We start from the raw sequence: 11428 nt of genomic DNA, 5'->3' as shown, positions 1-11428 counted from the left end.
CCGGTGCGCGGCGCGGCGGGCGCGGGCGGTGCGTGCGGATCGCTGCCGAACGGCACAAGGCCCACGCTGGAAGGACGGTCGGGCACCAGCCACCAGGCCAAGGGCACCAGCGCGGCCGCGGCGCCCGCGACCGTCCAGACCACGCGCGTCCAATCGCCGGACGAGGCCAGCGCGGCCAGGACCGGCAGAAACACGAGCGTGCCGGTGGCGGCGCTGGCGGTCAGCAAGCCCATCATCAGTCCGCGGTGCTTGACGAACCAGCGGTTGACCACGGTGGCGCCCATCACGATCGCCACGGCGCCCGAACTCAGGCCCGAGAACACGCCCCAGGTCATGATCAGATGCCAGGGCTCGGTCATATAGGCACTGACGGCACTGGACGCCGACATCAGGATCAGCGCGGTGATCAGCACGCGCCGCAGCCCAAAGCGTTCCATCGCGGCGGCCGCAAACGGACCCACCAATCCGTACAGAAAAATGCCAAGCGCCGCGGCAAACGAAATCGAGGTGCGGCTCCAGCCAAACGTTTCTTCAAGAGGAACCAGCAGCACACTGGGCGAAGATCGCAAGCCGGCAGCGACCAGCAGTGACAAAAAGATCACGCCGACGACCACGAACGCATACTTCTGGCCGGCGCGGCGGAAGGGGAAGGGAGGCTGGGCTATACTCATGTGACTGACCGGTACGTATTAGGGTTCGCGCATAGTACGTACCGGTCAGTAACATCGTCAAGCGTTTTTTGGCGACCCTGTTTCCGGAGCGGCCGTGCGTGTCGTTCCGCAAAAAAGGAGCCCCTGTATGGCCAGCAAGACCCCATCCGCCGCCGCCACCGGCAAGGCCGGCAAATCCGCATCCAAGCCGCTTCTGGCGGCCGACCGCATCCGCAAGACCGCTCGCGAGATGTTCTACCGCGACGGCATCCGCGCGGTGGGTGTAGATGCCATCGTCACCCAGGCGGGCGTAACCAAGCCCAGCCTGTACCGCAGCTTTTCCTCGAAGGACGAACTGGCCGCTGCGTACCTGCGCGACTACGACGCCGAATTCTGGGCACGCTTTGACGCCGCCTGCGCTGCGCATCCGGGCGACCCGCGCGCCCAGTTGCTCGACTATCTGACCGGCATGGCCGGCCGCGCGGTGCAGAACGGCTATCGGGGTTGCGGGCTGACGAACGCGGCCGTCGAGTACCCGGAATCGGAGCATCCCGCCCGCGCCGTCGCCGTGGAGCACAAGCGCGAACTGCGCCGCCGGCTGAACGCCATGGCTGCCGGGATGGGGGCGGAGGACCCGGAAGCGTTGGCAGACGGATTGCTGCTGCTGATCGAGGGTGCATTCGTCTCAAGCCAGCTTTTTGGTGAAGGCGGACCGGCGGGCAGGGTGGCGGCGATGGCCGACAAGCTGATCCAGGCGCATCTGCCCCGCCGGATGGGCTAGGTCATCGCACAAAAGCGGTGCGTAACCCTGTGCGGCGCGCACCGTTTTGGTGGTGTTTGTCCCCATTGCGCAACGCTGAAAAAAATGTTTGTGATTTTTATTGCAACGCAGCATACGTGGATCTAAGATGGCCTCACGTTGTTCCACATCGCTTTTCTCAAGGAGAGAATCATGAGCGATACCGCGTTGAAAAATGCCCGTATGTCGGATGCGCTGGAGCGGTCCCTGATCCGCGAGGCCATCAAGGCGGAAACCCTGTCCGGCCCCCACGCAGGCTCGCGCTGGTTGCGCCTGAAGCTGCGCATGGCCGCACTGGGCGGCGCCGTTGGCGAGGTCCTGCACAATATGGACGCCGGCCGCCGTCAGCACCCGGTAGTCTCCGCCTACCACTGAAGTACCCCGCCAGAAAAAACGCCAGCTTTGATCGCTGGCGTTTTTTTTGTGCCCGCCGCGGAGGGCCGCGTGGCCCGTTCAGGCGACGAGATCAAGTAGCAGGTAGCCGTCCAGCACGATGATGCCCACGGTTGCCCCGATCGCGGCCCAGGCCCAGGCGCCCCGCAGCACATAGGCGCCCATCAGGCGTTTGCGGCACGCCAGCACTACCAGCGGTCCCAGCGCGAAGGGCAACGCCAGGCTCAGGATGACCTGGCTGAGCACCAGCAATCCGTCCGGATCTTTGCCGCCCGTGAACGCCAACAGGCCGACGGCGGCGGCGCCTGCCACCACGCGCGTCATCAAAGCACGGCGGCGGTCCGACCAGTTGCTGCCCACCTGGAATCCCTGCGACAGGATGCGGCCAGCCAGCACACCCGTGATGGTGGAGCTTTGTCCGGCGGCATACAAGGCCACGGCGAACACCACCGCTGCGCCGATCCCTAACGTGTGGCCGATCACCGCATGCGCGTCATCCAGGCTGGACACCACCATGCCGGAGCCGGACAGCGACGCCGCGGCCACGATCATGATGGCCGCGTTGATCAGCATCGCCACGCCCAAGGACACGATGGTGTCGTTGCGCGCCACGCGCATCGCCATGCCGCGCGCCTGCTGCGGCAAGCCTTGCGCCCGTTGCGCCAGCGTGCCGGAATGCAGGTAAAGGTTGTGCGGCATGAGGGTCGCGCCCAGAATCCCTAGTGCAATCAGAAAACCTTGCGGATCGCGCAGTGCCTTGCCGGTCTCGCTCACGCCATGGGCCACTTCCGTCCAGGCCGGATTGGCCTTGAACAGCAAAAATACGAACGACAGCGCCACCACGGACAAGAGCAAGGCGATCACGCGTTCATGCCGGTCGGCATTGCCACGCGTCATGGCCAGCACGGCGAAGGTGCCGATGCCCGTGACGGCAACCCCGGCGATCAGCGGCAGCTTGAACAGCAGCCGCAGCGCAATCGCGCCGCCGATCAGTTCCGCCAGCGCGGTGGCCAGGATGGCGGCCTCGCCGGCCAGCCAGGCGGCTCTGGCCAGGCGGGGCGACAGGTGGCGGGCGGTGAGGGTAGCCAGATCCTGGCCGGTTGCCAGCGCCAGACGCGACACCAGCACTTGAAAGCCCAGGGCCAGAAACGCCGATGTGATGACGACCATCAACAGCCCATAGCCGAAGCCGCTGCCGCCCGCGATGTCGGTGGCCCAGTTGCCCGGGTCGATGTAGCCGACCGCCACCAGAATGCCGGACCCGACCATGCGGCGCAGGTTGGCGGAAATCCGCGCGTCCTGCGCCAGGGCGGCATTGCCGCCTGAAATCGCGTAGATGAATCCGGTCATGCGTCGCTCCTGAGAATGGTTCTCATTGTCCGGAAGCGACTTTGCATCGTCCAATTGATTTTGACCACGCCCGGAATAGGGCGCGCCAATGATCCGGCCCCCGTTCGGAAGCCGGATCGCCCGCGTGGATCAAGACTTGAGCTTGGCGTCCATCGAGATCTTGGCGTTCAGCACCTTGGAAACCGGGCAGCCCTTTTCGGCCTTGCGCGCGGCGTCCTCAAAGGCCTCTGCGGAGGCGCCCGGAATGACCGCCTCGACGGTCAGATGGACGGCGGTGATGGCGAACCCATCGTCGAGCTTGTCCAGCGTGACTTCGGCCTTGGTGTCCAGGCTGTCCGCGACCAGGCCGGCCTCGGAAAGAATGTTGGACAGCGCCATCGTGAAGCAGCCGGCGTGCGCCGCGCCCAGCAATTCTTCGGGGTTGGTGCCCGGCGTGTCGCCGAAGCGGGTGTTGAAGCCATAGGGTTGGCTCTTGAGCGCGCCGCTCTGCGTGGAAATCGTGCCTTTGCCAGTCTTCAGATCGCCCGACCAGGCGGCGGATGCGGTTTTCTTCATACAGGACTCCTGTGTGGGAACGCGGCCGTGTGCGGCGCGTTCTGGGTGGGAGAGGCGCCGTCCCGCGGACGGCGCGCCTTGCCTCAGGCGGCACCGTCGATGATACGGCCCGCCACCCCAGCCGTTGCGGAAAACGCGGGTACGCAACGGCAAGCCGATGTAACGGCAGGGCGACCGCGCATGCCTGTCGCGCGCCCGGCCAATTGAGATGGGCCGGCCATATCAATAAGACGCGTGAGCGCATCAGGCAAAATAGCGGCATCTCCTTCACTTCTTCCCAAGAGCCGTAGTCATGCCTCGCATCCTTGCCCGCTACGCCTGCGCTGTCGCGCTGGCTGTTCCCGTCCTGTCCGCTCAAGCCGAAATCGTGATCGGCGTGGACGTGTCCACCACGGGCCCCGCCGCCGCCATCGGCATCCAGACCAACAACGCGATCCGTCTATGGCCCAGCACCTTGGGCGGCGAACCCGCGCGCTACGTGGTGCTGGACGACGGCACGGACGTGAGCCGCGCGGTCAAGAACATGCGCAAGCTGACGTCCGAAGACAAGGTCGACGCGATTGTCGGCCCCAACATCACGGCGTCGGCGCTGGCCGGGCTGGACGTCCTGGCCGAGACCAAGACCCCGATGATCGCGCTGGCGGCGTCCAGCGTCATCGTCGAGCCTCAGTCGGATCCCAAGCGCATCTGGGCCTTCAAGATGCCGCAGAACGACTCGCTCATGGCGACCGTGCTGGTCGAGGACATGAAGAAAAAAGGCCTGAAGAACGTGGCCTTCATCGGATTTGCGGATTCGTACGGCGACAGCTGGTGGAAAGAGTTTTCGGCCGCCGCCGGCTCGGACCTGAAGATCGTGGCCCAGGAACGCTTCCAGCGCACCGACGCCTCGGTCGTCGGACAGGTGCTTAAGGTCATTGCCGCCAAGCCCGACGCGGTGCTGATTGCCGGTTCGGGCACGCCGGCGGCGCTGCCTCAGAAGACGCTGCTGGAGCGCGGTTTCACCGGCGCTGTCTACCAGACGCACGGCATCGGCACGCTGGAGTTCCTGCAGGTGGGCGGCAAGGATGTGGAAGGGACGTTGTTCCCCACGGGCCCGGGCGTCGTGGCGCGCGAGCTGCCCGATTCCAACCCGGTCAAGAAGGTGGCCGTGGAATTCGCCGACAAGTATGAACAGCAATACGGTCCGAACACGCTGACGCAGTTCGCCGGTGATGCCTACGGCGCCTGGATGCTGCTGGACTCGGCCGTGTCGCGCGCCCTGAAAACCGGTGCAAAGCCCGGCACCCCGGAATTCCGCCTGGCGCTGCGCGATGCGCTGGAAAACACCCGCGATCTGATCGTGCCCAATGGCGTCCTGAACATCACCAAAGACAATCACCAGGGCTTCGACGAGCGTGCCCGCGTGATGGGCACGGTTAAAAACGGGCGTTTTTCCTACGCAGAATAATTGGTGCCATATCTCTGTACCGTTCGTAACGTGTTCTAACGCTCCATAGGGCAACGGACGGCAAAAGCAGGCTTAGGCCTGCTTTTTCATGCCTATATCATTCGTGTCCGAATCATTTCTTAGCGTATTATTTTTAGTGAAGCCATGCACCTAGAAATAAATTCGGGAGAAATAATTCATGACCCTCATCCAATCCAGACGGTTGTTGCTGGCGTTGAGCCTGGGCGTGCTCGCCGCATGTTCGGACTCGGGCGGCGACAAGTCCGCGGCCGCGGGCGGCGAGACCGCCAGTAACGCCAGCACCCTGGAAGCAGCCAAGGCGGCGGGCAAGATCCGCATTGGTTATGCCAATGAGGCGCCGTTTGCGTACATGGATAGCAAAGAGGCCAAGGTCACCGGGGAATCCGTGGAGATTGCCCGCGTGGTGCTCAAGCGCATGGGCATCAACGAAGTTGAAGGCGTCCTGACCGAGTTCGGATCGCTGATCCCCGGCCTGGCCGCCAAGCGCTTCGACATCATCGCGGCCGGCATGTACGTCACGCCCAGCCGCTGCCAACAGGTCGCGTTTTCCAATCCGACGTACGGCGTTGGCGAAGCGTTCCTGGTCAAGCAGGGCAATCCCAAGAATCTTCATAGCTACGAAGACGTGCTGAAGAACCCGGACGCCAAGCTAGGCGTCGTGGTCGGCGCGATCGAGGGCGAGTACGCTGAAAAGGTCAAGATACCGGCCGGCCAGGTGGTCGTGTTCCCGGATGCCGTCAGCGCGCTGTCCGGCGTGCAGGCCGGCCGGGCCGATGCCTACGCCGCCACCGCGCTCACCGTCAACGACCTGATGGGCAAGACGCAGGAGGGCAGCGGGCTGGAGAAGGCCGATCCGTTCACCGATCCGGTCATCGACGGCAAGGGCGTGCGCGGCTACGGCGCCTACGCCTTCCGCACCGACGACAAGGCCTTCGCGGATGCCTTCAACGCCGAACTGGCCAAGTTCATTGGCACCGACGAGCACAAGCAGCTTGTGGCGCCTTTCGGCTTTACCGCCGACGAACTGCCCCAAGGCGTGACCGCGGACAAGCTCTGCAGCGGACAGTAAGGAGCGCCGATGCAGCTGATGTCTGAACATATCGCGGAGCTGGTGCCGCCCCTGCTCGAGGGGTTGGCGGTCACGCTCCAGATCATGGCGGGCGCGGTCGTCCTCGCGGTGCCGCTTGCACTGCTGTCCGGGATCGGGCGGCTGTCTTCCCTGCGGCCGGTGCGGTGGACGGCGTCGGTGTACGTCGAGGTCTTTCGCGGCACGTCCGCCCTGGTGCAGCTCTTCTGGTTCTACTTCGTGCTGCCGCTGTTTGGCGTGCAGTTGCCGGCCATGCTGGTCGGCATCGTGGTGCTGGCGCTGAACGCGGGCGCGTACGGTGCGGAAGTGGTGCGCGGCGCCATCCGGGCCGTTCCGCCCGGGCAGCGTGAAGCGGGCGTGGCGCTGAACCTGACGCGCCGCCAGATCATGCAGCGCATCGTGCTGCCGCAAGCGGTGCCCGCCATGTTGCCGCCGGCGGGCAACCTGCTCATCGAGCTGTTGAAGAACACCGCGCTGGTGTCGCTGATCACCATCACCGACCTGACCTTCCGCGGCCAGTTGCTGCGCAGCGAAACCCTGCGCACGACCGAGATCTTCACGCTGATGCTGCTGATGTACTTCGCCGTGGCGCTCCTGATCACCGCGGGCGTGCGCCTGCTCGAGCGGAGGGTCCGAGTCCGATGACACCGATATTCGACTGGTCTTTCGCACTGGAAATCCTGCCCACGCTGGGCTCGGCGCTTGTCATCACCATCCAGGCCACCGTGCTCGGCATGCTGGTGGCGGTCACGTTGGGCCTGGTGCTTGCGATGCTTCGCCGATCGAAGCTGCGCATCGTGTCGCTGCCCACGGCGTTCTTCATCGAGTTCGTGCGCAGCACGCCGCTGCTGGTGCAGATGTACTTCCTGTTCTATGTCCTGCCGCTGACGGGGGCGCAGATGTCGCCGCTGATGACGGGGATCGTGGCGCTGGGCCTGCACTATGCGACCTACTGCGCCGAGGTCTACCGCGCCGGCATCGAGGCCGTGCCGCGCGGCCAATGGGAAGCCGCCACGGCATTGAACATGTCGCGCTGGCGCACGACGGTGGGCGTGGTGCTGCCGCAGGCGATTCCGCCCGTGGTGCCCGCGCTGGGCAATTATCTGGTGGCCATGTTCAAGGACACCCCGCTGTTGTCGGCCATCACGGTGGTCGAGCTGCTGCAGCAAAGCAAGATGATCGGATCGGCGACGTTCCGGTACACCGAACCCCTGACCCTGGTGGGCCTGCTGTTCCTGGCGCTGAGCCTGGTCGCGGCCTGGGGCGTGCGCGGCCTGGAGGCCCGCCTGCAACGATTTGGAGGAAAGCGATGAGCGCCAGCGTAAGCATCAAGAATCTGCACAAGCGTTTTGGAGACGTGGAAGTCCTGCGCGGCATCAACCTCGAGATTCCGGCGGGACAGACGGTGGCCGTCATCGGGCCGTCGGGCTCGGGCAAATCCACGTTGCTGCGCGTGCTGATGACGCTGGACCCGCCCACCAGCGGCGAGATCGAGATCGACGGCGAACCCATGTGGACCGACGCGCAGGGCCGCCCCGCCGGCGTCAATTCCGAACACCTGCGCAACGTGCGCGGCAAGATCGGCATGGTGTTCCAGCATTTCAACCTATTCCCGCACATGACGGCGCTAGGCAATGCCATGGAGGCGCCGCTGCACGTGCTGGGCATGCCGCGCGACCAGGCACGCGATCGTGCCGTCGAGTACCTGGAGATGGTGGGGCTGGGGGACAAGCTGGACGTGTACCCGGCGCAGCTTTCGGGCGGGCAGAAACAGCGCGTCGGCATCGCGCGCGCGCTGGCGATGTGTCCGCAGGTCATGCTCTTCGACGAGGTCACGTCCGCGCTGGATCCGGAGCTGGTCGGCGGGATTCTGCAGATCCTGCGCGACCTGTCTGCACGCCGCAGCATGACGATGATCATCGTGACGCACCAGATGAAGTTCGCCGAACGCAGCTCGGACCGCACGCTGTTCTTTGACCAGGGCAATATCGTCGAAGACGCGGAATCGTCAGTGCTGTTCAGCCAGCCCAAGGAGGCGCGCACGCGCCAGTTCCTGGATTCGGTGATCGAAGGGCAGTAGGCGCGCGCTTAAACCCTGCCGGGGGCGTTGGGATTTGGGGGCGTTTGCATGTCCGGGCGCTATGCTGTGTCGTCCAATGCACCCGGAGCCCCTCGCATGAGCCATCTGTTCAGCCCCACGTCAATCGGCAACGTCGAACTGCCCAACCGCATCGTCATCGCACCCATGTGCGAATACTCGGCGGAAGAGGGCCGTGCCACCGACTGGCACATGATCCACCTGGGGCATCTGGCGCTATCGGGCGCGGCGCTGCTGTTTACCGAAGCCACCGCGGTCGAGGCCGATGGCCGCATCTCGCCGGGAGACCTGGGTCTATGGTCCGACGAGACCGAAGCCGCACTGGGCAAGGTGGTCGCCGCCGTGCGCCGCTATTCTCCGATCAAACTTGGCATCCAGTTGGGACACGCCGGCCGCAAGGCATCCAGCGATGCGCCCTGGAACGGCGGCCAACTGGTGCCCGAAAGCGCTGGCGGCTGGCTAGGCTGGGCGCCGTCGGCCGTGCCGCACAACGCGCACGAGCCCGCGCCGCATGCGCTGGACGACGCGGGCCTTGAACGCATCCGCAATGCGTTCGTGGACAGCGCCCGCCGCGCGCTGCGCCTGGGCTTTGATGCGATCGAGGTGCATGCCGCACATGGCTATCTGCTGCATCAGTTTCTGTCACCGCTGTCGAATCGGCGCGACGATGCTTACGGTGGATCGCTGGAAAACCGCATGCGCTTTCCACTGGAAATCTTTCAGGCCCTGCGCGATATCACGCCGCCTTCCGTGGCGCTTGGCGTGCGCGTATCGGCGACGGACTGGGTGGAGGGCGGCTGGGACCTTGAGCAGACCCTGGTGTTCGCCGAGGCGCTGAAAGCGCGCGGCTGTGAATTCATCGACGTGTCCAGCGGCGGCGTGTCGCCGCAGCAGAAGATTCCGGTAGGGCCGAATTACCAGGTCCCGTTCGCCGACGAGATCAAGCGCCGGATCGGAATGCCGACCATCACGGTGGGATTGATCACCGAGGCCCAACAGGCTGAAGACATTCTGGCGCAGGGCAAGGCAGACATGGTCGCGCTGGCGCGTGGCATGCTGTACGACCCGCGCTGGCCGTGGCACGCGGCGGCCGAACTGGACGGCCAGGTCAGCGCGCCGAAGCAATACTGGCGGTCGCAGCCGCGCGAGCTGAAGGCGTTGTTTGGCGAGACGCGCTTCGGGCAGCGGTAGTCCGTCAGCCATGCGCCCTACAGCTTGGCGTACGCGGCTTCCAGCTCGCGATGCAGCACGTCGGCAAAGTCCGCGCTGGCGGGATCCTGCTGCGACAGCAGGCGCGCCAGCACGACGTTGTCTTCCTCGCCGTTCCAGATCTTGATGTAGGTGCCTTCCTTGTAGCCGTGCTGCTGGCGGAAGATGTTCAGGACATTCTTCGACACGTATTGCGTGTAGGCATCGTTCCAGGTCATCTCGCAGGCGGTCATCGTCTGCTCCAGGACCTTGAAGCTGGCCCGGCCGCACACGGCCAGCCCGCCGATCAATTCCAGCAGTTCCGGCACGTTCAGTGAGTCCAGCGCGTAGGTCTTGCCGTCCAGCACGACGGAGGCCGGCGTGGCCAGGTCGGCCACCAGCGCGCGGGCGGCGGCTTCGACGTCGCCAGCCGACTGGACGATCGTGTGCGACAGATAGAAGTGCAGGATGTCGACCAGTTCCATCTGGACCTGCGGCAGGTCGATGGTCTGCTTCTTCCACCACTTCCAGCCGTAGTGCTCCAGGGCTTCGGCCGATTCGACGAACGCGGCGCGCAGGAAGCGGGCGCCGCCGTTGACCCAGTCCGGATTGATCATGCTGTTCAGATGGCCTTGCAGCTTCAGCATCGTGGCCGCCTGGGCCTGGTTCAATCCGACTACGTTGTTCACTTTCACTCCGGGAGGGGGCTGGTTCAATGGCCGGAAATGTTAGCACCAACGCCAACACCCAAGCTGCGGCGCGTCAGGCGCCGTCCTTGCGGTATGACGACGGCGTCAGGGGCGGCAGCTTGTTCAAAGGCGACTTGCGCGGGTTGCGCGCGCTGCTGGCCGCCTTGAACAGCATGAAGGCAAAGAAGGCCAGGAACACGGCGGGCATCAGTTCGTCCAGTTCGAACCGGGGACTGTGAAACGCGCGGAAAGCGATGTTGGCCGCGGCCCAGCCTGCCATGATGCCGGCCACCGTCAGCACGGCGCCGATCTTGCGTGACCGCGCCTGCCGGGCGAGCGTGATGTTGGCCTCGTCGGGCTGGCCCGGGAACGTCGCCAGGGGCGCTTCGGATGCCGAACGCGCACGCGGGGATGGCGACGCGGTATTGCCCCAAGGCGCGTCGGACAGCGAACCGGGCGTCGGGGAGGGCGGGACGGCCACGGGCATCGGCACGGCAACCGGCGCTGTCTGCCTGCGCGTTTCGCGCCGGCTGGCGATGCGGCCCGGCGAGGCGCCCTTCGCGTTGGTCAACTCTTCGATATAGCGCGCGAAATCGCCGTTCTTGGGCTCGGCATCAATGGCCATGACGCTCTCCGGATCAATTGCCCCGCCGCGCGCGCACCGGTTGGCGGCGCTTGCGCACCATGGCGATNNCGAGGAGAAGCCCGCATCCTAGCAAAACCGAGAGCCCCGCGCCGATCATCATGGCGATCTGCTGCGCGTTCTGCGCTGTGCCCAGGCTGCGCGCGGTAATGTAGCCGGGCGCCAGCATCAGGGGCATCCACAGCACTGCCGACAGCACGTTGGCCAGCTGGAAGCGGCCATGCGCCATGCCCATCACGCCCGCCACCGTGGGAATGGTGGAGCGGATGGGGCCCAGAAAGCGGCCGATCAGCACCGACGCAAAGCCATAGCGGTAGAAGAACAGCCGAGCCCGCGCCACGCCGGTGCGCTGCTGCTTGAGCGGCCAGCGCCGCAGCACGCTGGGCCCCGCCCAGCGGCCCAGATAGTACGAGAGCGCGTCGCCCACGATCGCGCCGGCGATGCCCCAGGCGATCACGCCCCAGGGCGCGAGCGTGCCGGCGCCGATCAGGCCGCCCGTCAGCAGCAT

General features: G+C 65.5%; 14 protein-coding genes. 8 read left to right on the top strand and 6 right to left on the bottom strand.

Going from position 1 to position 11428, the window contains the following annotated elements:
* A partial coding sequence (locus B3446_RS01055) for an MFS transporter (RefSeq protein WP_291376724.1) occupies positions 1-671 on the bottom strand: 671 nt, incomplete at its 3' end.
* A gap of 127 nt (positions 672-798) precedes the next feature.
* Here B3446_RS01055 and B3446_RS01050 point away from each other — a divergent pair.
* Complete coding sequence (locus B3446_RS01050) at positions 799-1431, top strand: TetR/AcrR family transcriptional regulator (RefSeq protein ID WP_291376722.1); 633 nt, start codon at positions 799-801, stop codon at positions 1429-1431.
* A 171-nt stretch (positions 1432-1602) separates the two neighbouring features.
* On the top strand, positions 1603-1824 hold the full coding sequence (locus tag B3446_RS01045) for an XRE family transcriptional regulator (RefSeq protein ID WP_105239468.1): 222 nt from the start codon (positions 1603-1605) through the stop codon (positions 1822-1824).
* Positions 1825-1902: 78 nt separating this feature from the next.
* Here B3446_RS01045 and B3446_RS01040 read toward each other — a convergent pair whose 3' ends face one another.
* A complete protein-coding gene (locus B3446_RS01040) occupies positions 1903-3192 on the bottom strand; it encodes an Nramp family divalent metal transporter (RefSeq protein ID WP_291376719.1) in 1290 nt (429 codons plus the stop codon).
* 129 nt (positions 3193-3321) lie between these two features.
* Positions 3322-3747, bottom strand: a complete 426-nt coding sequence (locus B3446_RS01035) for an OsmC family protein (RefSeq protein WP_056562575.1) — start codon at positions 3745-3747, stop codon at positions 3322-3324.
* Between the two features lie 292 nt (positions 3748-4039).
* Between B3446_RS01035 and B3446_RS01030 the strand changes: the two genes are divergently transcribed.
* The 6 genes from B3446_RS01030 (at position 4040) to B3446_RS01005 (ending at position 9591) form a co-directional block, all read left to right on the top strand.
* Positions 4040-5194: an ABC transporter substrate-binding protein gene (locus B3446_RS01030; protein WP_291376716.1), complete on the top strand. Its 1155-nt coding sequence runs from the start codon at positions 4040-4042 to the stop codon at positions 5192-5194.
* Positions 5195-5372: 178 nt separating this feature from the next.
* Positions 5373-6284, top strand: a complete 912-nt coding sequence (gene ehuB, locus B3446_RS01025) for an ectoine/hydroxyectoine ABC transporter substrate-binding protein EhuB (protein WP_291376714.1) — start codon at positions 5373-5375, stop codon at positions 6282-6284.
* Positions 6285-6293: 9 nt separating this feature from the next.
* Complete coding sequence (ehuC, locus tag B3446_RS01020) at positions 6294-6947, top strand: ectoine/hydroxyectoine ABC transporter permease subunit EhuC (RefSeq protein ID WP_191575598.1); 654 nt, start codon at positions 6294-6296, stop codon at positions 6945-6947.
* The gene (gene ehuD / locus B3446_RS01015; RefSeq protein ID WP_175123452.1) at positions 6944-7615 is read left to right on the top strand and encodes an ectoine/hydroxyectoine ABC transporter permease subunit EhuD; all 672 of its coding nucleotides are present in this window, start codon (positions 6944-6946) and stop codon (positions 7613-7615) included. Before ehuC ends, ehuD begins: the two co-directional genes overlap by 4 nt.
* Positions 7612-8382 carry an ectoine/hydroxyectoine ABC transporter ATP-binding protein EhuA gene (ehuA, locus tag B3446_RS01010; protein WP_105239461.1) on the top strand — a complete coding sequence of 257 codons (771 nt, stop codon included), beginning with the start codon at positions 7612-7614 and terminating at the stop codon, positions 8380-8382. Before ehuD ends, ehuA begins: the two co-directional genes overlap by 4 nt.
* 96 nt (positions 8383-8478) lie before the next feature.
* Entirely contained in the window at positions 8479-9591 is a 1113-nt protein-coding gene (locus B3446_RS01005; protein WP_291376710.1) for an NADH:flavin oxidoreductase/NADH oxidase, read from the top strand.
* A 17-nt stretch (positions 9592-9608) separates the two neighbouring features.
* On the opposite strand, the gene B3446_RS01000 is transcribed toward B3446_RS01005, so the two are convergent.
* The 3 genes from B3446_RS01000 to B3446_RS00990 form a co-directional block, all read right to left on the bottom strand.
* Positions 9609-10259 (bottom strand): dUTPase, encoded by a 651-nt coding sequence (locus B3446_RS01000; protein ID WP_291376725.1) that lies wholly within the window; start codon positions 10257-10259, stop codon positions 9609-9611.
* A 91-nt stretch (positions 10260-10350) separates the two neighbouring features.
* Entirely contained in the window at positions 10351-10902 is a 552-nt protein-coding gene (locus B3446_RS00995; RefSeq protein WP_286899959.1) for a hypothetical protein, read from the bottom strand.
* 13 nt (positions 10903-10915) lie between these two features.
* Positions 10916-11428, bottom strand: a 513-nt coding sequence (locus B3446_RS00990) for a DedA family protein (protein WP_291376706.1), incomplete at its 5' end; no start/stop codon positions are given.

Source organism: Achromobacter sp. UBA5777, assembly GCF_002418565.1.
Classification (GTDB): domain Bacteria; phylum Pseudomonadota; class Gammaproteobacteria; order Burkholderiales; family Burkholderiaceae_B; genus Achromobacter; species Achromobacter animicus.
This window is presented reverse-complemented; position numbering and strand designations above follow the sequence as displayed.